17 protein-coding genes and 1 pseudogene are annotated in these 21,400 nt (G+C 70.9%); 6 read left to right on the top strand and 12 right to left on the bottom strand.

Going from position 1 to position 21,400, the window contains the following annotated elements; translation table 11 throughout:
* Positions 1–38: 38 nt before the first annotated feature.
* The 5 genes and pseudogenes from EV141_RS01505 to EV141_RS12475 form a co-directional block, all read right to left on the bottom strand.
* Positions 39–527 (bottom strand): SRPBCC family protein, encoded by a 489-nt coding sequence (locus EV141_RS01505; RefSeq protein ID WP_130484204.1) that lies wholly within the window; start codon positions 525–527, stop codon positions 39–41.
* On the bottom strand, positions 527–2,053 hold the full coding sequence (locus tag EV141_RS01500) for a phytoene desaturase family protein (protein ID WP_130484203.1): 1,527 nt from the start codon (positions 2,051–2,053) through the stop codon (positions 527–529). The genes EV141_RS01505 and EV141_RS01500 overlap by 1 nt, the downstream gene beginning before the upstream one ends.
* 9 nt (positions 2,054–2,062) lie before the next feature.
* Positions 2,063–3,127 (bottom strand): hypothetical protein, encoded by a 1,065-nt coding sequence (locus EV141_RS01495; RefSeq protein WP_130484202.1) that lies wholly within the window; start codon positions 3,125–3,127, stop codon positions 2,063–2,065.
* The gene (locus EV141_RS12390; protein ID WP_241969059.1) at positions 3,124–4,083 is read right to left on the bottom strand and encodes a hypothetical protein; all 960 of its coding nucleotides are present in this window, start codon (positions 4,081–4,083) and stop codon (positions 3,124–3,126) included. The genes EV141_RS01495 and EV141_RS12390 overlap by 4 nt, the downstream gene beginning before the upstream one ends.
* Before the next feature lie 582 nt (positions 4,084–4,665).
* Positions 4,666–4,773: pseudogene (locus EV141_RS12475) on the bottom strand (DUF2510 domain-containing protein); the annotation flags it as partial.
* A gap of 151 nt (positions 4,774–4,924) precedes the next feature.
* Between EV141_RS12475 and EV141_RS01485 the strand changes: the two are divergent.
* Complete coding sequence (locus EV141_RS01485) at positions 4,925–5,767, top strand: CPBP family intramembrane glutamic endopeptidase (protein ID WP_130484200.1); 843 nt, start codon at positions 4,925–4,927, stop codon at positions 5,765–5,767.
* A 62-nt stretch (positions 5,768–5,829) separates the two neighbouring features.
* On the opposite strand, the gene EV141_RS01480 is transcribed toward EV141_RS01485, so the two are convergent.
* The 3 genes from EV141_RS01480 to EV141_RS01470 all read right to left on the bottom strand — a co-directional run bounded on the left by EV141_RS01480 (position 5,830) and on the right by EV141_RS01470 (position 6,941).
* Positions 5,830–6,072, bottom strand: a complete 243-nt coding sequence (locus EV141_RS01480) for a hypothetical protein (RefSeq protein ID WP_130484199.1) — start codon at positions 6,070–6,072, stop codon at positions 5,830–5,832.
* Complete coding sequence (locus EV141_RS01475) at positions 6,065–6,427, bottom strand: hypothetical protein (RefSeq protein ID WP_130484198.1); 363 nt, start codon at positions 6,425–6,427, stop codon at positions 6,065–6,067. The genes EV141_RS01480 and EV141_RS01475 overlap by 8 nt, the downstream gene beginning before the upstream one ends.
* A 94-nt stretch (positions 6,428–6,521) precedes the next feature.
* The gene (locus EV141_RS01470) at positions 6,522–6,941 is read right to left on the bottom strand and encodes a hypothetical protein (RefSeq protein WP_130484197.1); all 420 of its coding nucleotides are present in this window, start codon (positions 6,939–6,941) and stop codon (positions 6,522–6,524) included.
* A 90-nt stretch (positions 6,942–7,031) separates the two neighbouring features.
* Between EV141_RS01470 and EV141_RS01465 the strand changes: the two genes are divergently transcribed.
* A complete protein-coding gene (locus EV141_RS01465) occupies positions 7,032–9,614 on the top strand; it encodes a DEAD/DEAH box helicase (RefSeq protein ID WP_130484830.1) in 2,583 nt (860 codons plus the stop codon).
* 27 nt (positions 9,615–9,641) lie between these two features.
* Here EV141_RS01465 and EV141_RS01460 read toward each other — a convergent pair whose 3' ends face one another.
* From EV141_RS01460 to EV141_RS01445, 4 genes are all read right to left on the bottom strand, one after another.
* The gene (locus EV141_RS01460; RefSeq protein ID WP_130484196.1) at positions 9,642–9,953 is read right to left on the bottom strand and encodes a tryptophan synthase subunit alpha; all 312 of its coding nucleotides are present in this window, start codon (positions 9,951–9,953) and stop codon (positions 9,642–9,644) included.
* A 106-nt stretch (positions 9,954–10,059) separates the two neighbouring features.
* Positions 10,060–10,914, bottom strand: a complete 855-nt coding sequence (locus EV141_RS01455; protein WP_130484195.1) for a DUF2510 domain-containing protein — start codon at positions 10,912–10,914, stop codon at positions 10,060–10,062.
* 294 nt (positions 10,915–11,208) lie between these two features.
* Positions 11,209–13,008 carry a DUF2510 domain-containing protein gene (locus EV141_RS12285; RefSeq protein ID WP_198675484.1) on the bottom strand — a complete coding sequence of 600 codons (1,800 nt, stop codon included), beginning with the start codon at positions 13,006–13,008 and terminating at the stop codon, positions 11,209–11,211.
* A gap of 109 nt (positions 13,009–13,117) precedes the next feature.
* Positions 13,118–13,969 carry an aminotransferase class IV gene (locus EV141_RS01445; RefSeq protein ID WP_130484194.1) on the bottom strand — a complete coding sequence of 284 codons (852 nt, stop codon included), beginning with the start codon at positions 13,967–13,969 and terminating at the stop codon, positions 13,118–13,120.
* A 12-nt stretch (positions 13,970–13,981) separates the two neighbouring features.
* Here EV141_RS01445 and EV141_RS01440 point away from each other — a divergent pair, with 12 nt between their 5' ends.
* The 4 genes from EV141_RS01440 (at position 13,982) to EV141_RS01425 (ending at position 21,393) form a co-directional block, all read left to right on the top strand.
* Complete coding sequence (locus tag EV141_RS01440) at positions 13,982–15,457, top strand: anthranilate synthase component I family protein (protein ID WP_130484193.1); 1,476 nt, start codon at positions 13,982–13,984, stop codon at positions 15,455–15,457.
* Between the two features lie 84 nt (positions 15,458–15,541).
* Positions 15,542–18,139 (top strand): leucine--tRNA ligase, encoded by a 2,598-nt coding sequence (gene leuS, locus EV141_RS01435; protein ID WP_130484192.1) that lies wholly within the window; start codon positions 15,542–15,544, stop codon positions 18,137–18,139.
* Between the two features lie 123 nt (positions 18,140–18,262).
* Positions 18,263–18,970: a ComEA family DNA-binding protein gene (locus tag EV141_RS01430; protein WP_241968934.1), complete on the top strand. Its 708-nt coding sequence runs from the start codon at positions 18,263–18,265 to the stop codon at positions 18,968–18,970.
* Positions 18,967–21,393 carry a ComEC/Rec2 family competence protein gene (locus EV141_RS01425; RefSeq protein WP_130484190.1) on the top strand — a complete coding sequence of 809 codons (2,427 nt, stop codon included), beginning with the start codon at positions 18,967–18,969 and terminating at the stop codon, positions 21,391–21,393. Before EV141_RS01430 ends, EV141_RS01425 begins: the two co-directional genes overlap by 4 nt.
* Positions 21,394–21,400: the final 7 nt, after the last annotated feature.

Below are 21,400 nucleotides of genomic sequence, written 5' to 3'. Positions count from 1 at the left end.
ACGCCCCTGCGCGTTGGCCGCAGGCCCGCAGCCCGCACTCACTCGCTTGCGCCGCGCTCCTCAGGCTCCGAGCGCTCCTCGGTCTCGTGGTTCTCCCACTGCCCCTCGGCCAGGTACGCGAGCCGGCGCAGTGCCTCACGGTTGCGAAAGTGCACGGGTGGGTCGAACAGCGCCTTCGGCACGAACTGAAACGGACCCTTCACGGGCCACTCGTGAATCCTCACCACGCAGCCCTCAGCGTGCGGGCGCACCTCCAGCAGTACCCGCGCCTCGCCGATCGGCCAGCCCTTCGCGTGCAGCAGCGCCCGCCGGGGGGCGTCCCATTCAACGACCACCGTCTCGTCGTCGATGACCGCCGGCCAAATTCCGACCGAGTGCGCGATGCGCGAGCCCGGCTCCGGCCACTCCTCGTCGACGTGGCGCATGCGGGAGGCCCCCACTACCCAGACGGGGTAGGTCCAGCCGTCGGCGAGCACCCCGAAGACGGCCTCGGGCGGGCAGCGAAACAGTCGCGTCGTGGTCGCCATCAGGTGGTGCTCCCCTCGGTCAGTCCGAGGTGCGGCAGCGCCGACATCCCGAAGACGGTCTTCAGTGCGCTGCGGGCCGCGTACGCTCCGGCGAGCCCGTGCACGCCCGGCCCTGGCGGCGTCGCCGACGAGCACAAATACACCCCGGGAAGCGGCGTGCGCCACGGGTCAATCGACAGCGTCGGCCGCGCCGCCAACTGCCACAGCGTCGCCGCACCCATCGCGATGTCGCCGCCGACGTAGTTCGGGTTCTGCCCCTCCATCTCGGCGGCCGTTCGCGAGGCGGATGCGCGAATCACGTCGCGGAATCCCGGCGCGAACCGCTCGACCTGCCTCGTGATCGCCTCGGTCTGATCGACCGTCGAACCGCGCGGCACGTGCGTGTAGGTCCAGAGCACGTGTTGACCGTCGGGGGCGCGCGAATCGTCAACGACCGACGGCTGCGAGACGAGCACATACGGGTTGTCCGAGTGCCGACCCGAGGCAATCTCCCGCTCGGTCGCCGCGATCTCGTCGCGCGTGCCCCCCAGGTGCAGGGTCGGGGCACCGCGCAGCTCGGGGTCGCGCCACGGCACCGGGCCCGAGAGCGCGAAATCGACCTTCGCGACGCCGTCGCCGTGACGGTAGTCGAGCATCCGAGACCGGAACCACGACGGAACCGAGTCACCCGCCATGTCGACGAACGCGCGCGGCACGACATCAAGCAAGACGATGTCGGCGGGCGGCAGCTGCGACAGCGAGCGCACCGGGTGCGAGGCGACCACCTCGCCGCCGTGGGCGAGCAGGTCGGCGAGCAGAGCATCCACGATCGCCTGCGAACCGCCGCGCGGAATCGGCCAGCCGCCCGCATGCGCGGCCGTCGCCAACGCCAGCGCGGTGCCCGCCGTGGCGAGGCTCGGCATCGGGCGCACCGAGTGCGCCGCCACGCCCGCAAACAGGGCGGGGGCGACGGCGTCGCGCCAGCGCGCATCCCAGAGCGGGGTGCCCTGCTCAAGCGCGCGCACGCCGAACATCGCGGCGGTCAGCGGATGCGCCGGGATGCGCAGCAGTGGCGACCCCGTGAACTGCGCCACGCGCTGCGCCTGCTCGACGAGCGGCGCGAACAGGGCGTGCCACGCGTTGCCATCGCCGCGGGCAAAACCGCCGCCGGGCAGCGGGACGCCCGTCTCGTCGAGGCGGTCGGCCGTGTCGTCGAGGCTGCGGTACGCGATGCCCGCGGGTCGGTCATCGAGCGGATGCGCGTACGAAATCTCGGGCGTGATCAGCTCGATGCGCTTCGACAGCTCGAACTTGCGGAAGAAGCCGGAGGCGACGGCGAGGGGATGCACGGCGCTGCCCAGGTCGTGCCGAAAGCCCGGCAGCGTCAGCTCACCCGTGCGGGCGCCGCCGCCGATCGTGTCGGACTGCTCGTAGACCGTCACCCGCAGGCCGGCGCGCGCCAGCAACACGGCGCCGGCGAGGCCGTTCGGCCCCGAGCCGACGACGATCGCGGTGTGGCCATCGGTGCGCGCGCTCGACGGAGTCATGCCTCAACGCTAGTGAGGGGCGTCGTCCGCTCGCCAGGGTTGCGCACCGAACTCAGAGGCTTGGGGCAGGCGTCGACGAATGAGGTGCCGTTCCGCTTCGGTGAAAGTGAACGGCTCGTCTGCGCTCGCACCGTCGAGCCCGGCGCGACCGACAGCGATGAGCGCGCGGTCGAGCTCGGCGCGGCGCTCGCGGCGAGTGCGGGGCAAGAGGGCGTTCTTGGCGAGCCGCTGCAGTTCCGCGAGCTGATCGAGTTCAGACCGCGACGGCGGTGGGGATACTCGCGGCGTTCTCGTCGTATCGTCGAGAGCGGGGCTGGCAGGATCAGGCTCCGGGTCCCCGTAACTGCTGGTGTGTCCGATTATCCGGAGCAGGGCGGCCGCGGTTGGTGGGGTACACACCGCCAGTACGGTGCGCACAGTCCCCGAAGACTCCGGGTCGAGCCAGCGGTCGTATGCGGCCGCCGAGTCGATCGTCGCGATCCAATTTCCCGTGGCGAGGGCCGTGCGGGCCGACCGCGATCGCATCGGATTTCCGCGCCGCACGTCTTCGAGCGCGGCGCGAGCGAGAGCGCGCGCGAGCACCCGCTCGAGCACATCGGCTGCAAGCACGATCGTGACGTGGTCGGCGACGCGAGCGAGCTCGCGGCGCAGTCCATTCGGATCTGCTGACCACGCGCTCTGGGGCACGACGAAGACGAGTGTGTGAGTGCCGCGCTCGCGAGCGTCGTCAGCAACACGTCGCAGCCGGTCCCGCACGACCGGGCGAGACTGCGAAGGTCGCGGCCGCATGGCCGCCGGTGTGTCGCCCGCCTGCGCAACGTGCACGCGGGGAGTCGATTCTTCCCCCGGCTCAGTATGACCGTCGTCGGCGCGGACACCTCCCGACAACTCGACGAGTTCGGGATGCACCGTGATGGAGTCGGGAAACGCTCCAAACCAGCTCGCATCCGTGGGGAACTCCACACCACTCGGCAAGGCATCCCGGGCTGCCCGTAACGACATTTCCGCGGCCAGCGACGTCGCGCCGTTACCCGGGCAGGCGACGACGGCAACGACGGTGAGCGGGCCGGTCACTCGCCGGGGGAACCCGCGTCGAGGCTGTAGATCACGCTGCCGTCGATGCCCGACCATCGGGTGTCGATGAGGCCGACGATGTCCCCCGACTCATCGCTTGCCGTGCACACGAAGCGGGAACCGACGCGAGCATCGGCCGTGTCTGGGCAGATGACCGACAGCTCAAGTCCCTGAGCCGTGAGGTCGTTGGTGATCGTTGCTTCGACCGCGCGCATTTGTGCGACAGACGCCTCGCGGGGAAGAACGAAGGGCGCAACGGTCAGGCCTGTCGCGACGAGTGCACCAATGATGAGGTGCACAACGAGTGGAGCCTGCCCGCGGCCAGCCTCCCGGCGTGTTCGCACGGTTCGCGCAATCAAGTACGGCAGCGCACCCAACAGGATCCACCACCCGGAGGCGCGAGTGCGGTGACCCAGCGATTCCAGGCGCCTGCGGTCGGACACCACCGCCATGATGATGAGGAGCGCAAGGATCACACCGGTCCCACCGAAGACCATCGCGGAGGTGAATGGATCGGCCCACACTGATGCAAGCGACCCCGTTCGCAGGCTCCACTCAACGGCGAAAACGAGTCCGACAATGGCCGCAGCGCTGAGAAGGGGGGTCAGTGCGACGAACCAGCCACCGATTGTTCCTGACCGCGTTGCGCGAAGAGTTGCGGTCGTTCCACCGCGCTGCATGGGCGCGTAATCTGCGCTGGCGAGTTCAGCCGCCGACGACGGCACCGCGAAGGAGCCGGGAGCATTCCAGCCGGGAGCGCCCGGCTGAGCGAAGTCGGACCCTGACTCGCTCGTCGAGCGGCTGAAGGGAGGCGCCAATCGTGGCCCGTCGGGAACGCTGACCGAGGCGGGGGTGGGCGCGAAGCGCGACGTTGACCACATCTTCGGGTCGGGCGCGGCGTCAGCACCAGGCGTCGGCTCGGGCGGATCGTGGGGCGCGTCAGCATCAGCGCCCACGCGGTACGGCGCGAAGATGGGTGGAGCGAATGGCGTCGGGTCGCCCGCGCCCGGCGCCGGATCCCGAGGAATAAACGTCGTGGGCTCCTCCGTCGCGGTGACCGGGATTGCGGGCGCAGCTGGCGTTGTCGCTGTCGGCGCTGAGGTTGCGGGTCGGAATGACTCTGCCGATGGCACGGAATGCACCGATTCGGCTGACGCCGGAGACGCCGCCGACGTTGCAGACTCTGCTGACGTCGCGGACTCGGCCGACGTTGCAGACTCGGCCGACTCTCGCATCCTCTTCTCGCGGCGTGTCAGCGGCGCGTCCGACGCCGTAGACGCGGCCGCAAAGGGATTGGTAAACGGGGCACCCGGGGTGGGTGCGAAGGTGGTCGCTTCGGTGGGCGCTACGGTCGCGACGAGGGATGGTGCCACCGCGCTCGACGGGCTCGAGGCAGAAACGTGCATGACGGCGTCGGATGCACGGCGTGACGGGGTATCGGAACCGCCGTCGGCCACGTACCAGCCCGGCGCAGCGTCGGGTTCGCGACCCCGAGTGGCGTCGAGTATGTCGGCAGCCGCCTCGCCGGAGGGAGGTGTGGGGTGCGGTTGGACATGGTCGGACCACGACGTGCCGTCCCACCAGCGCGCCATCCGCGGGTCGGTGGGGTCGTCGTACCACCCCGCTGTCGGTGTCGCCTCTGTCATGGCCAGCCCCCTGAGCAATGTTGGCTCAGTCTAAAGTCGGGCCTCGCCCGCGTGAATCCCCCGGATGGGGGACGAGGTCGAGCAACGCTCGATCCCGTGAATACGTTCGCGGAGGACGACGTGCGAGCGGCGGGGTGGGACGATGGGTGCCATGCCCGCCGCCGCCCCGATCGCCCCGACGGGCTCGCTTCCCGCCCTCAGCATGAAACTGTTGCCCGCCGCCATTGTCGCGACGAGCGCGATACCGCTCTTTGGCTTCGAGAATCGCCTCATCGGTTACCCGTGGCTCGTCATCGGGCTCATCGTCGCCTTCGTCGTCGACCGCGAGCTGATGCGCGACCTCGGCATCATCGCTGCGGGCCTCATCGTTGTCAGCACGGTGAGCGTGAAGGCCGACATCTCGTGGCCAAACTTCTTCCTGCTCGGCTTCGTCTTGAGCCTCGCGGTGGCCGTGCCCTTCGTGCTCGATCGCGTCGTGCTGAAGCGGCGCGTCATTCGATTCCCGTGGCGCAGCGGCCAGAAGTGGCAGCCGTGGGAGAAGTCGTACCTGTTCGCCGTGCCGTTTCTCGGCTGGCTGATCCTGCCGTTTTACTTCATCAGCTCGGGCGCGTACCTGAACTGGCCGAAGGTCGACGAGGCGAGCGAGGTTGCGCGCCTGTTCGTGGGCGTGAATGCGGTCGGCATCTGGGACGAGCTGTTCTTTATCTGCACCTGTTACGTGCTCTTGCTGCGCCACTTCCCGGTACTCGTGGCGAACATCCTGCAGTCGATCATCTTCGTGAGCTTCCTGTGGGAGCTGGGCTACCAGGCCTGGGGCCCGCTCATGACGATCCCGTTCGCGATGCTGCAGGGCTGGATCTTCCACCGCACGAAGTCGCTGACGTACGTCATCATCGTGCACCTGCTGTTCGACCTCGTCGTCTTCCTCGCGATCGTGCACGCGCACAACCCGGGCGCCCTGCCGATCTTCCTGATCGACGCGCCCGGGTCGTAAGGGACACTCGCGGGCAGGTTCCGCGAGTCACCGGAGACGCGGCTGGCACGCCTTACGCGTGCTCAGTCGTGCTGCTGGCCGTCGCCCGACGTATCCGCGTCGTCGTCGACCTCGTCCGTCGTCTGAGCATCGCGGTACTCCGTCTCCTCGCGAATCGCCTCGTCCTCCTCGCGGGTGGGGATCCCCGTGGCCGCGTCCTGTGCCGCCGCACCGATGGCGCCGCCGATCGAGCCGCCGCCCAAGACTCCGTCGCGGTAGTCGCCGCCCGTGTTCTGCTCGCCCTCGTCGACGTGCCGCTCACTCATGGCCGCCACCCAAGCGGTCGGACGTGCGCTTCGTCTCGTCGTCGCCACGGTGCGGATGCTCGTCACCGTCAGGCGCAGACGGCGCGCCAAGCGGTTGCGTGCGGTCGTCGTTGTTGCGCGGAGCGTTCGGCTCGTCCAGCGTCTCGCGGCCCGCGGTCGGAACGGCCTCGAGGTCGGTCGCGTCGCCGTCCGCGTCCGCCGAGCCGGTGTCACCGGCCGCGGTATTTGTCGCGGCAATCTTCTCGGCATGCGTGCGCTCAGCCTCCTGCTGCTGTCGCGCCGCCAGCTCTGATGCGTCGTGAATGTCGGTGGGCTCCTCGCCCGCCGCGGTCTGGTTGCTTCGGTAGTCGCTCATGGCCTCTACACAACGCGCTTCGCGCGGCTCCCGCCAAGGGGTTGACAGGAGACGAGCCGCGCGCGTCGAAGGATCATCGACCGCGGGCGACCGCTTAGCCCTCGATGAGCGCCGTGCAGTCGATCGTGCTGTCGTCGTCCACGATCGTGATGTCAACCCCGGATGCGTCGAGCACGCCGTACGCGATCTGACAGTTGCCGATTTCGGCGGCCTCGTCGAGCGTCGTGGCGAGCACGAAGTCGTCGGTGACGAGCTCGGCCCCCTCGATCACGGCCTCGCCCTCCTCGGTTTCCGGCTCCTCGGCGGGGGTGTCCTCGCCCGCGCCGGCGCCCGTGCCGACGTCGGTCGAGGTGTCGGTGGCCGGGGCGTCGTCATCGGTATTCGACGTTGATTCGGGGGATGCGCATCCCGCGATCACGAGGAGCGCGGCGACGGGCAGAATGCCCGCGACGCCGATGCGACGGCGAACGGTGCGGGCAGTGGGGGCGGTGCGGGGGAAGAGAAGTGCTGTCATGCGCTCATCGTGCGCGGGGCGCCCCGCGCCCCGCCATGAGCAGGAACTACTCACCGGCCGCGCTGACAGACTGGGGGAGTGCCTGCCCTGATGTCGACCATGCCCACGCCCTACGAGGCCGGTGCCGCGTTCGACGCGATCGCGAACTGGGCGGCGTTGACCGGACGGCCGCTGTACCCGGCGCAGGAGGAGGCGATCTTCGAACTCGTCGCCGGCGCGCACGTCGTGCTCGCCACCCCGACCGGAAGCGGCAAGAGTCTCGTCGCGGTCGCCGCGCACGCCGTCGCCCTCGCGCAGGGCCGCCGCAGCTACTACACGGCACCCATCAAGGCGCTCGTGAGCGAGAAGTTCTTCCAACTCGTCGACATCTTTGGCGCCGAGAACGTGGGCATGGTGACGGGCGACAGCGCCGTCAACGGCGACGCCCCCATCATCTGCTGCACGGCCGAGATTCTCGCGAATCAGGCGCTGCGGCAGGGCACTGAGCTCGATGTCGGCCACGTTGTGATGGACGAGTTCCACTACTACGCCGACAGCGACCGCGGGTGGGCGTGGCAGGTGCCGCTGCTGGAACTCACCGAGACGCGGTTTTTGCTGATGAGCGCGACGCTCGGCGACGTGAGCGCGATCGCGAGCGACCTCGAGAAGCGCACCGGGCATCCGGTCAGCGAGGTGACCCACACCGATCGGCCGATCCCGCTGTCGTATGAGTACGTGCGCACCCCGGTGCACGAGACGGTCGAGACGCTGCTCGAAGAGCGCCGCGCGCCCGTCTACGTCGTGCACTTCAGTCAGGCCGCCGCCATGGAGCGTGCGCAGGCCCTGTCGAGCATCAAGGTCATCACTCGTGAGCAGCGTGAAGAGATCGCGCGCGAGCTCGGCGACTTCCGCTTCACCACCGGGTTCGGGCAGACCCTCAGTCGCCTGGTGCGCTCGGGAATCGGGGTGCACCACGCGGGCATGCTGCCGAAGTACCGCCGCCTCGTCGAGGTGCTCGCCCAGAAGGGCCTCTTGAAGGTCATCTGCGGCACCGACACGCTCGGGGTGGGCATCAACGTGCCGATTCGCACGGTGTTGCTTACCGCCCTGTCGAAGTTCGACGGCGAGAAGATGCGTCACCTGACCGCCCGTGAGTTTCACCAGATCGCGGGGCGCGCGGGCCGCGCCGGGTACGACGACGAGGGCTTCGTGGTTGTGCAGGCTCCCGAGCACGACGTCGAGAACGCCATCGCCGATGCGAAGGCGCAGAAGGCGGGGGCGAGCGGCAAGAAGGTCAAGAAGTCGCCGAAGAAGTCGCCGGCCGCCGGCAGCGTCGTCTGGACGGAAAAGACGTTCGAGCGCCTCGTTTCCGCCGAGCCCGAGCCGCTCGAGAGCCGCATGCAGGTGTCGGCCGCGATGCTCATCAACTTGATCGCCCGCGGCGGCGACGTGGTCGGCCGCACCCGCGCTCTGCTCACCGAGAATCACGAGCCGCCGCACCGCCAGCGCGAGCTGGTGCTCCGCGCCCTCGGCATAGCGAAGACGCTCGTGCGCTCGGGCGTCGTCGAGATCGTGCGTGTCGGTGATGCCTCACCCGAGGTGCGGCTGACGGTCGACCTGCAGCCGAACTTCGCGCTGAATCAGCCGCTCAGCCCCTTCGCGCTGTCGGTGATTGGGATGCTCGACCCGGCAGACACGGTCGGCTTCCGTCGCGACGACACCGGCTCCGCCAACGGCCTGCTCGGCACCGGCCACTACGCGCTCGACGTGGTGAGCGTCATCGAGGCGACGCTCGACGACCCGCGGGCCGTGCTGTCGCAGCAGCAGTTCCGTGCGCGCGGCGAGGCCGTGGCGCAGATGAAGGCCGACGGTATCGAGTACGACGAGCGCATGGAGCGCCTCGAGGAGGTCACGCACCCGAAGCCGCTCGACGAGCTGCTCACCGAAGCCTTCGAGGGCTACGCCGCCGTGCAGCCCTGGATACGCGACGTCGAGCTGCGCCCCAAGTCGGTCGTGCGCGACATGTACGAGCGGGCCCTCACCTTCGCCGAATACGTGAGCCAGTACCAGCTCGCCCGCAGCGAGGGACTGCTGCTGCGCTACCTGAGCGACGCCGACCGGGCGCTGCGGCAAACGGTGCCGCCCGAGGCGATCACCGACGAGCTCGGCGACCTCATCGAGTGGCTGCGCGAACTTGTGCGCCAGGTCGACTCGAGCCTGCAAGACGAATGGGAGGCGATGACCGCGGCCGCGAGCGGCCTCGACAGCGCGCCCCGCGCATCCGAACCGGTCACGCCGCCGCCCCCGCCGGACGTCACGACAAACCGCCGCGCCTTCACGGTGCTCGTGCGCAACGAACTCTTCCGCCGCGTGCAGCTGGCGGCGCGCGAGGCCGACGACGAACTCGTCGCCCTCGACCCCGACGCCGGCTGGCCCGAGGCGCTCGACGCGTACTACGCCGAGCACGACGCGATCGGCATTGACGGGGCGGCCCGGTCGGTGTCGCTCGTCACGATCGACGAGCATCCGGTTACCGACGACGGCGAGGATGCGCGGGGCCGCTGGCGCGTTCGGCAGGTCATCGACGACCCGGCCGGTCACCACGACTGGGGCATTGACGCGACGGTCGACCTGATGGCGAGCGCCGAGGAGGGCGTCGCCGTGCTGACGGTGACAGGCCTGACCCGGCTCTAGGCCCGAGGTCGAGCCCGTGCCGAGCCGCTAGCTGGCGCGGCGCTCGATGCGGCCGATCATGCTCCACACGGTGGTCGTGAGCGGCGGGTAGCGCAGCGCGATCTGGCGCAGCATCCGGTAGTCGGTTTCGGGGGAGGGGCGGCGGCCACCGTCAGCCTCGATGCGTTCGGCACGCAGCATCCAGACGACGAGCTCGTCGACGGTCGGCAGCTCGCTCATGAAGTCCCACGGGTCTTCGCCATCGCGGGCCCTGGCGTGCACGACGGTGCTCAGCTCGTCGGCAGCTTCGGCGCGCAGCACCTCCAGGCTTGCGCCGCGGGGGTGATCGTCAGAAGTCACCCCACGAGGGTACGCGGCGAGAATGGACCGCCGGTGGAACGCGGGCCCGCTTCCCACCGGCGGTCCGCGGAAGCGCGGCTAAAGGGGGGACAGCCGCGTCGCCGGTCTAGAGGCCGATGAGGGCGAGGACTCCCTGAACCCACAAGGGGTCGATCACGGCGGCGACGGTCAACACAATGCCCTGCAGCAGACCCCACACGAGCAGCGCCGGCCACGGGTTCGCACCCACGGTGCGCTGAAGGTGAAGACCGCGGGCTCCGAGGTACACCGCAGGCATGATGACGGCGACAATCCAGGGTGGGGTCGTGAGGTGACCGGCCGCCGACAGCTGGCGGGCGTCCTGACTGGCGAGCGCCCCGTAAAGCACAAACGGGAGGACGAGAGCGAGCAGGATCGAGTACTGCGGGGTTGCTGTGGTCGCGGCGAGGTCGCGGACCCAGTGCAACAGCAGGAGCTGGGTGATCGGCATCGTCGCGATCAGCCACAGCGAGGCGGTGTGAATGGTCGGGCGCTCCGCGCGGTGCTGGCCGTGCTGGCGGCTTGGCGTCTCGTTCCACAGGGCTTCGAGATCGGCGACGACGCCGATCTCATGAGCCCGCTCGGCTGACGCTGCCTGCGCGACGGTGCGAGCCGGCGCAACGGCGCCGACGGTGCCGGTGACCGGGCTGCCCACGTGCAGAGGCATCTGTTCGGCGACCTTCGCCGCCTCCTGGCGGGCGATAGCCGTGTAGCTCGCGCTGAGGCGCAGGGCCTCGACGCTCGCGGGCGATACGTCGGGGCTCTCCGGAGCGCTGGCGCTCCAGGCCGATCGCAGCTCGGCGGGCGTCTCGCTCATCAGCGCCGTGTGGTGAGACCAGCCCTGGCCGTCCCACCAGCGACGGTGCGTCGGCTGGCCGGTCGCGTCCGCACTGAGCGGATCGGCGTACCAGCCGGCCGGCACCCGAACTGCCGTCGTTGTCATTTCTTCCCCCGTGACCCCGGTCCCCCGACCGGGTTCTGTGTTCCGTCAGCCCCCCGGCTGCCGGTGTACCGCCAGCCCCCCGGCTGTCGGTTGTGGTCACACGTGTTCGGGTTTGTGTGACCGAAAACCGTGTGTCACCGAGCTATTCGGTGTCGATGACGACGCGGTTTCCTTCGATATTCAGTTGCTCGTTGGTGATGCCTTAAGTGTGCGACCGGGTGGGGATTTCGGCCACTTTCCGCGGTTTTCGGTTGTCGGTTTGCGAACGTGCGGGCACACGCGTGCGGTCGGTCGTTAGCGGCTGAAGCCGAAGACGCCCCAGTCGTCGACCTGCCAGGTGATCCAGCCGTTGGCGCGCTGGAGGCTGACGGTGACGACGTACGGTTCACCGGCCGCGTTGACGGCCGGGCAGCGCAGCTGTTGGCCGATGAAGAGCGGCGGCGTGGCCGGGCACGTGGCGTCGAGGTTGGCACCAATCGAGCGGCTGGAGGATTCGATGATCTGGTCGGCCTGCGCCGAGAACAGTCCGGGCAGGGCTGCGATGACGAGACCGGGAACGGCGATGACGGATGCTCCCATGAGACCGCTGAGCAGCAGCCAGACAGCGACGGGGCCGAATCCGACGCCCGAAATGCGGCTGATGCGGATCGCGCGCACGATCAGGTAAACGATCGGGCCGGCGAGCGACCACCAGGGGCTTGCGGGCCGGTCGAGACCGAGACGGGTGAGGTGGCGCGCGTCGAGCAGTGCGAGTACCACCACGATCGGCAGGGGGCCCAGCCAGATTCCCGCCATGATGGCGAGGCTCGGCCCCGTGGCGAACGCCGAGACAACTAGCAGGCTCAGCAGCAATTGCAGCATCGGCAACAGCGCGATGGCCCAGGCCTCAACGGTGTGCAGGCTCGCAACGCCCGCGGGGGCGCCGGTGGCGAGCATTCCGCGTCGGCCCGCCGAGACGGGCGCGTCACCGGCCGCAGCGGCGTACGCCGGCGCTCCGGGGGCACTGCCGAAACCGGGGGCTGACGCCGAGCCGTAGCCGGGCGCCGACGCCGAGCCGTAGCCCGGTGCGCTGCCATATCCGGGCGCCGAGCCGAACCCCGGAGCCGAGGGGCGCGAGGCGCCGTATCTCGGGGCCGACCCGAAACCGGAGGCGACCGGAGCTGAGTTCCACGAGCTGGCCGACGTGGCGGGAGCATTCGGGTCGAACGATGCGGCCGAGGCAACGCTGGCCTGGCTCGACGCCGAGTTGACGCTCGAGCGCGCCGAGCGCGGCTCGGCCGTCGCTTCTTCGCGGTTGAGCGGCACCCAGGGCGACGCGGCGGGCGAGACGGTGCCGCCACCGGCGGCATCGGTGTCGCGCACCGGGTCAGAAAATTGGGCGGCGGCGAACGCGTCTGCGGCGTTGGCGGCGGGTCGCGTCGCCTGCGGGGGAGCGTTGTCGGCTCCCGGGGTTCCGAGTGGGAATGCCGAGGGTGGCTGCATGGAGCGCGCTCGCTCCTCTTCGGCGAGGCGTTCGGCGGCGACGCGCTCTGCTTCGGCACCCTCGGCGGCGAGTCGTTCGGCCTCTGCGCGCTCGGCGACGAGGCGCTCGGCCTCGCGGCGAGCCGCTTCGGCACGCTCGGCGGCTTCCTGGCGCGCGCGCTCTTCTGCCTCACGAGCGGCGCGGTCCGCGGCCTCCCGCGCGGCCTGCTCGCGTGCGGCGGCGCGGGCCGCTTCTTCGGCGGCCTCGCGGGCGGCCTGCTCGGCAGCTTGCCGAGCCGCGGCGGCCTCGCGGGCGGCGTCTTCCGCGCTGACCTGCGTCTCGACGACGGGCGGGGCGAGTTCGCGCAGCACCTGCGCTGAGGGCTGTTCGGTGGGTGTCACGTCGACCGGGTCGGCAGCGCTCTGGGCTGAGGCCTCGCGGCGGTCGCGGCGGCGCGGAAGGTCGTCGTCGGCAAAGGTGGTGGGGGCCGTGGTGTCGGTCGGCACCATCGGTTGGCGCGCGTCAGAGACGTGCTCCGTCCACGCGTGGTTGTCCCACCAGCGCAGCTGCGGCAGGCCCAAAGGATCGGGGTACCAGCCAGCCGGCACGCGCCCGTATTCGTCGTCCGCCACGATCTATCGCCCCCGAGTTCGAGTGCCGATCCCCCGACCGGCTTCCCGCAGTCTAGGGTCGAGGACCCGCGAGGGATAGACGGCGGGGTCCCCCCAGTGCGGGAACCCCCTAAACGGGGGCCAGTGCCTGCGCCAGGGCGTCGCGCAGCCACGCATCACGGTCCGGGTCGCGCGCAACGGGCGGCCCGTCGACCCACGCGGCCACGGCCCGCGCCCCGTGCAGGGCACTGAGCACCCAGATCGCGGCACCGCTGAGTTCGTCGAGAGTCGGGTGGGCGCTCGCGAGCTCGTCACCGGATGCGCGCAGTGCGTCGCCAACGATCCGTTCCGTCACGCTCGGAATTCGCGCCGCGTCGGTGCCCACGGCGTACAGCCGCCCGCCGCGCGACCACAGCAGCGCGCTGTAGGCGCCCTCGATGACGCGACCCCGCGCATCCAGGATCACAGCCTCGTCGGCACCGAGCGCCTGCGCGGCGGTGCGCAGGGAGGCGAGTCGTTCGAGATCGGGGCCCTTGACGGTGGGTACGCGCCGCGGGTCGTGGGACGCCGTCGCCAGCACCGCGCTGGACGAGAGCGGCGGGCTCGGGCGCATGAGCAGCCGCGCATCGCCCCGTTCGCGCAGTTCGATGCGGGGAAACACGGCGGTGCTCGGATGCGCGTGGCTGCTCGCCGCGATCGCCGCGCGCGCGTCGGCCACGAACGCCTCGAGGTCGACCGTTGCACTGCCTGCCGAGCGCACCTCGGCCCCGCGATCGCGCAGCGCCGCGGCGCCGCTCAGAAACCGGGCGAGGTGATGCTCGATACCGCGGGCACGACCGCCGACGACGCGAAACGAGTCGGCGACGAGAACCTCGCCGACCGACGGGTCGCACCAGCTGAGCTCGGTGAACGCCGCATCGGTGCCGGCCGCGTCGGGGCGCCAGCTCAGCGTGACACCGGGTGGCGGGGGAGGGACGCCCATACACTTCAGCGTATGGCGGCAGGAGGCGGACGGCTGCGCGTGCAGCGCATCGCTCTCGGCCCTCTCGGTGCGCTCGAGGCTCTGGCGGCGCGCGTGCACGCCGAGCCACACGCTTTCGCGCTCGGCGGGGACGCTCGCGGCAGCGTGACACGGAATGACTGGGGCCTCGCCTGGCTCGACTCGGGGCGTGCGGCGACGGCGGGGCGCAGCGTGCTCGCCGTGGGTCGCGCCGTCGAGCTGCGGCGGGGCAGCGTGCTCATCGACGCGCGGGCGGCGCTCGACGCGCTGCGCGCACGCACTGACGAGCAATTGCCCTCCCCGCTCGGGCTGATCGGGTGGTTCGGCTACGAGCTGCGCGACGAGACCATGGGGGCGCCGGTGCCGTCCGTGCCCGACGCGCACCGCGCATCCTGGATGCTCGTCGATTCCGCTCTCGTCGTCGACCACGCGACGGGGCTGGCCGAGCTCGTCGCTGTGGGCAAGGACGACGACGTCGCAGACTGGGTGGCGCGGATGCGGGCCGCCATCGATGCGGTCGAGCCCGCGGCGGGTGAGGATGCGCGGGATGAACGCCGCGGGGTGACGGCCGAGGCGGCTGAACCGGCCCGCACGGCTCGCACGGCCGGCATGGTCCGCTGGCGCGACACCGACGAGCACTACGCCGAGCTGGTGCGCCAGTGTCTCGCCGCGATTCGCGAGGGCGACGCGTACCAGCTCTGCCTCACGACCCAGGCGACCGTCGAGACCGTCGACGACCCCGTCACCCTGTACCGCCGGGTGCGCGCCTCGAGCCCCGCCCACCACGGCGCACTCATCACCCTGGGGGGCGTGTCGCTTGTGTCGGCGAGCCCCGAAACCTTCCTGACCGTCCGCGACGGCGTCGTCACTACCCGGCCGATCAAAGGAACCCGCCGCCGTGACTCCGACAGCGAGCGCGACGCCGCCCTCGCGCGTGAGCTCGCCGCCGACGAGAAGGAGCGCGCCGAGAACCTCATGATCGTCGACCTCATGCGCAACGACCTGCAGCGGGTGTGCGCGATCGGCTCGGTCACGGTCACCGGCCTGCACGAGGTTGAGAGCTACCGGCACGTGCACCAGCTCGTCTCCACGGTCAGCGGCCGCCTGCGGCCCGGGCTCGACGCCCTCGACGCGGTCGAGGCGACCTTCCCCGCCGGGTCGATGACGGGCGCCCCCAAACGCCGCGCCGTCGAGCTGTTGTCGACGTTCGAGGCGGCGCCGCGCGGCATCTATTCCGGCGCATTCGGGATGCTCGGCGCGAGCGGCGACGCGGATCTCGCCATGGTGATCCGCTCGATTGTCGTCGCCGACGGCGTCGCGACGGTCGGCGCCGGGGGCGGCATCACCGCGCTGAGCGTGCCCGAGCGCGAGGTCGCCGAGATGCACGTCAAGGCGGCGGCGCTTCTGGCCGCCCTGGGCGTCGACGAGGCGGCGCGCGGGGCGGACGCCCCGGCCAGCCGGGTAATCTGACAGACCGGGCCATCGAGCGGGGCGCGCACCGCGCATCCCGCGACGCGAACCGCCTGCGCGCGGCGCACGGCCCGACCGCCACCCATCGCGATTGAGAGCCCCGTGAGCGACAGCATCGAGAACGAGAACGAGTACGACCCGCACCGCCTGGAGGCGCTGTGGGCGCCCGTCTGGGACGAGCTGAAGCCGTTCGCGACCCTCGACTCCGAGCTGAGCGACGACGAGCGGGCGCGGCCGCGCAAGTACATCCTCGATATGTTCCCGTACCCGTCGGGTGACCTGCACATGGGTCACGCCGAGGTCTACGCGCTCGGCGACGTCGTGGCGCGTTACTGGCGCCAGCGGGGCTTCACCGTGTTGCACCCCATCGGCTGGGACTCGTTTGGCCTGCCCGCCGAGAACGCCGCCATCAAGCGCGGCGCCGACCCGCGCGAGTGGACCTACGCGAACATCGCCCAGCAGAAGGCCTCGATGAAGCGCTACGCGGCGAGCTTCGACTGGGACCGCGTGCTGCACACCTCCGACCCCGAGTACTACCAGTGGAACCAGTGGCTGTTCCTCAAGATGTACGAGAAGGGCCTCGCGTACCGCAAGGCCAGCTGGGTCAACTGGTGCCCCAACGACCAGACCGTGCTTGCCAACGAGCAGGTCGTCGATGGCGCGTGCGAGCGCTGTGGCGCCACGGCCGAGAAGAAGAAGCTGACGCAGTGGTACCTGAAGATCACCGACTACGCCGACCGGCTGCTCGATGACCTGAACCAGCTCGAGGGCCGCTGGCCGTCGAAGGTGCTGACGATGCAGCGCAACTGGATCGGCCGCTCGACCGGCGCAGACGTCGACTTCGAGATCGAGGGTCGCCGCGAGCCCGTCACGGTGTTCACGACCCGCCCCGACACGCTGTACGGCGCCACCTTCATGGTCGTGGCACCCGACAGCGACCTTGCGGCCGAGCTCGCCTCGGGCTCGACCCCCGAGGTGCGGATGCGGTTCCAGGCGTACCTCGACGAGGTGCAGAAGAAGACCGAGATTGACCGCCAAGACACCTCGCGCGAGAAGACCGGCGTGTTCCTCGACCGCTTCGCCATCAACCCGGTGAACGGCGAGCGGCTGCCCATTTGGGCGGCCGACTACGTGCTCGCCGACTACGGGCACGGGGCCGTCATGGCCGTGCCCGCGCACGACCAGCGCGACCTCGACTTCGCTCGGGCCTTCGATCTGCCGGTGAAGATGGTCGTCGACACGCTGGCCCCGGTGACCGGCGCGATTCCCGTCATTACGCCCGAGATGCTCGAGGAAGAGCCGCCCACGATCGACCCGGCCGTCACGGGCGAGGCGCTCACGGGCGACGGTCGCATGATCAACTCGGGCCCGCTCGACGGCCTGAGCAAGAACAACGCGATCAAGCGGGTGATCGAACTGCTGGACGAGCGCGGCACCGGTCGCGCGGCGAAGACCTACCGCCTGCGTGACTGGCTGATCAGCCGCCAGCGGTACTGGGGCACGCCCATCCCGATCATGTACGACGAGGACGGCCGCGAGGTACCTGTTCCCGAGGATCAGCTGCCGGTGCGGCTGCCCGACGCCGCGGGCATCGACATGAAGCCGAAGGGCACCTCGCCGCTGGGCGGCGTTGAATCGTTCGTCTCGACGACCACGCCCGACGGACGGCCCGCGCGCCGTGACACCGACACGATGGACACCTTCGTCGACTCGTCGTGGTACTTCCTGCGATTCCTGGCGCCGAACGACGACACCCAGGCGTTCGACCCGCGTGACGCCGAGAAGTGGGCTCCCGTCGACCAGTACGTCGGCGGCGTCGAGCACGCGATTCTGCACCTGCTGTACGCGCGCTTCATCACGAAGGTGCTGTTCGACCTCGGCTACGTCAGCTTCACCGAGCCGTTCACGGCGCTGCTCAACCAGGGCATGGTGATTCTCGACGGCGCGAAGATGTCGAAGTCGAAAGGCAACCTCGTCTACTTCACCGAAGAGCTCGACCAGTACGGCGTCGACGCGGTGCGCCTCACCATGGCGTTCGCCGGCCCGCCCGAAGACGACATCGACTGGCGCGACGTGTCGGTCACCGGCTCGCAGAAGTTCTTGGCGCGTGCCTGGCGCCTCTCAGGCGAGGTGTCGTCTGACGTTGACGTCGACTTCGACGAAGGCGACCGCGCACTGCGCCGCGTGACGCACCGGTTCCTCGCCGAGGCCCCGGGCCTCGTCGAGGCGTTCAAGTTCAACGTTGTCGTCGCGCGCACGATGGAGCTCGTCAACGCGATCCGCAAAACCGTCGACTCGGGCCCGGGGGCGGGCGACCCCGCCGTGCGTGAGGCCGTCGAGGCCGTCACGATCGCGCTGTCGCTGTTCGCGCCGTACACGGCGGAAGACATGTGGCACCGACTCGGTCGCGGGGATGCCGCGGCCGGTCGCGCCGGTCTCGTCGCGTTCGCGGGGTGGCGCAAGGCCGACCCGACGCTGCTCGTCGACGACGAGGTCACGGCGGTCGTGCAGGTCGACGGCAAGGTGCGTGAGCGCCTCACCGTGAGCCCGCGCGTTGGCAACGACGAGCTCGAGGCGCTGGCGCTCGCGTCGGACGCCGTACAGCGCGCAATCGGGGGACGCGAGATCGTGCAGACGATCGTGCGCGCGCCGAAGATCGTGAGCATCGCGACCCGCAAGTAGGGCGCGGCCGCCGGGTCGCCGCGGCTGCCTCGTGGCTCCTCCCCACCGAGAAGGGCGATGGCCCGGCCCTGCCGGGGCGTGCGGGGTGCTCTGCCGCCCGCGTGCACGCCGTACCGTCGCGGCGTGCTGCCCGACGACACCCCTCCCGCGGCCGAACCGCCGCGGCGCGCGCTTCGACTGAGGGCGGCCGTCGGCGGCGTCGTGGTGCTCGTACTGCTGGGCTTGGGGGCCGCCGTCATCACGTCGATCGTGACGCCCGGGGGCGAGCGCATCACGGTGTCGGCGAACGACCCGGGCGCACCCGGCTCCGGCGAGACGCGAGTCGACGCAGACGCGGGTGGCGCCGGGACCGGTGGCGCGCATCCTGACGACGGAGCTAGCGTGGTCGAGGCGCGCGTTGTTCTCGTGCACGTTGCCGGAGCCGTCGCGAACCCCGGCGTGGTCGAACTTGCGGAGGGCGCGCGCGTGCTCGACGCCGTCGCCCGAGCGGGCGGCGCGGCCGACGACGCCGAGCTCACGGCGGTGAACCTCGCCCGCGTCGTCGTCGACGGCGAGCAGATTGTGGTGCCGCGCGTCGGTGAGGTGCCGGCAGCAGCGCCCGGCTCGCCGGCCAGCGGAGCGGCCTCGTCGGGCGCGGCGGGTCTCGTCAACCTCAATGTCGCCGATGCGACCACGCTCGAGACGCTGCCCGGGGTGGGGCCAGCCATCGCGGCGCGGATCATCGCGTGGCGTGACGAGAACGGGCCCTTTCGCAGCGTCGACGAATTGCTCGCCGTCTCCGGAATCGGCGAGAAAACGCTCGACGGCTTTCGCGAGCTGGTGACGGTGTGACCGAGGTCGCGGCGAGTCGGCACCGGCGAGTGGATGCACGGCTCGCCCTGCCGGCGGCCGTTGCCTGGGTCGTCGCGATCGTCCTGATCGGCATCCCGCCGTCGTCGCTCGGCGGGGTGGCCGGGGCGGTGGCGGGGGTCTGTGCCGCTGCGGGAGGTGGGGCGGCGATCTGGGGGCACTGCCGTCGGCGGCGCGCCGATGCTAACGCCGACGCCGACGCTAACGCGGCGCGTGCCCGGTGGCGTGGCGCCCTTGCGCCCGCGCTGCTCATCACCGCGGTCGTCGCTGCGGCCGTCGCGCTGGCCGCGCCCGCGCGTGCCCCTGCAGCAGTTGCGTCGGCGCTCGACGGGGTTCCGGTCGAGGTGCGCGTGCAGCTCGAAGTCACGGTGATGCCGGGCGAGGCCAGTGTGCCCGCCCGGCTGGTGGCCATCGCTGACCGCACCGGTACGCCGTACGCGGTCTCCGTGCCGGTGCGGCTGCTGGGCGTCGACGCGGCCGCCCGCGAGCCGCTCGGTACGACACTCGAGGCCACGGCGCGCCTCATTGCGCTCGAGCCGGGCGACGCGCGCCTCGCGCTCATTCGGCCCCTCGGCGACTGGCAGCCCACCCGCGACCCGCCACCGCTGCTCGCGTTCGGCGACCAGCTGCGCGAGCGCTTTCTCGAACTCATGCTGAACTTCGGCGGCGACGGCGCCGTGCTGCTGCCCGGTCTCGCGATCGGCGACACCTCGGCGGTGCCCGACGAGCTTGACCTCGCCATGAAGCACAGCTCGCTCAGTCACCTCACCGCGGTCAGTGGCGCAAACTGCGCCATCGTGGTCGGGCTGATCCTCGCGCTTGGCGCGCTGCTGCGCTGGCCGCGCACCGTGCGCATTGTTGCCGCCCTCGGCGCACTGGCGTTCTTCGTCGTGCTGGTGACGCCCGAGCCGAGCGTCATCCGCGCGAGCGTCATGGCGACCGCCGTGCTGATTGCGGTGCAGACGGGGCGGCCCGCGCAGGGGCTGCCGATCCTCGCCCTCGCCGTGACGAGCATCCTCATCATCGATCCCTGGATTGCGCGCCAGTACGGCTTCGTGCTGTCGGTGCTCGCGACGGGCGCGCTGCTGGTGCTGGCGGGGCCGCTCGCCGAACGCCTGCGGACGATGATGCCGGCGCCCGTCGCGCTGTGGATCGCCGTGCCGCTCGCCGCGCAGCTGGCCTGTCAACCGGTGCTCATTCTGCTGCAGCCGGAGATTCCGATGATGGGTGTCGTTGCGAACATTCTCGCCGCGCCCGCCGCGCCGATCGCGACGATTGTGGGCATGGTGGCGTGCCTGCTCGCGCCCGTCGTGCCGTGGCTCGCCACGGCCGTCGCCGCGGTTGCCTGGCTGCCGTCGTCGTGGATCGCCGGTGTTGCGCGCGTGACCGCCGAGCTGCCCGGCGCGCTGCTGCCCTGGCCCGAGGGGGCACTCGGCGCCGCTCTGCTCGCGGCCGTCACCCTTGGGCTGCTCGCGGCGCTCGGGGTGCCCTGGGCGCCGGGCTCGCCGCGACGGCGCCGGCAGGTGCGGCTCGTCGCCTGCTCGCTGGTCGTCGTGGTGATGGGCGCCACCGCGGGTGCCGATGCCGTGCGCGATCGCGTGCGACCCGGCGAGTGGAGCATCGCCCAGTGCGACGTCGGGCAGGGCGACGCCGTGCTCGTGCGGGATTCGCGTCGCACGGCCCTGATCGACACCGGCGCCGACCCCGATGCGCTGGCCGCGTGCCTCGACACCCTGGGTGTCGCGCAGCTTGACGTGTTGATCGTCACGCACTTTGATCTCGACCACGTGGGTGGCGTCGACGCGGTCGTCGGCCGGGTCGACACCGTGCTGACGGGCCCCGTCGGCGAGCCCGCCGATCAGGCGACGCTCGACCGCCTCGCCGCCGCCGGTGCGGCCGTCGTCGACGTGCGCGCGGGTGACACGGGGATGCTCGGCTCCGCCCGCTGGGTCGCCCACTGGCCGCCCGATCACCGCGGGGTCGAGCCGGGCAACGCGGCGAGCCTCGTCATTGAGGTGCGCCCCGCGAGCGACTGCACGGGATGCCCCTCGCTGCTCGCCCTCGGCGACGTCGGCGAGGGCGAGCAGCGCACCATCCTTGCCGGCACGACGGTGCCCGGCCTGTCGCTCGGGGCGGTGGACGTCGTGAAGGTGAGCCATCACGGCTCCGCCGATCAGCATCCCGAGCTCTACGAGCGCCTCGACGCCGTCGTCGCCCTGATCGGGGTGGGCGCCGACAACACCTACGGGCACCCCGCGAGCTCGATCCTCGACGTGCTCGCGGGCGGCGGCGCGACACTGCTGCGCACCGACCAGCACGCCCTCGGCCTCGTGGGCGGGGCCGACGATGGGCTGTGGGTCTGGACAGAACGCGGGGCGCCCGAGGGTGTCGGCGCCCGCCGCTAGGCTCGAC

The organism is Microcella putealis (genome assembly GCF_004216575.1).
GTDB classification, from domain to species: domain Bacteria; phylum Actinomycetota; class Actinomycetes; order Actinomycetales; family Microbacteriaceae; genus Microcella; species Microcella putealis.
The sequence above is the reverse complement of the archived record's forward strand: the minus strand, read 5'-3'. Positions and strand labels throughout refer to the sequence as shown.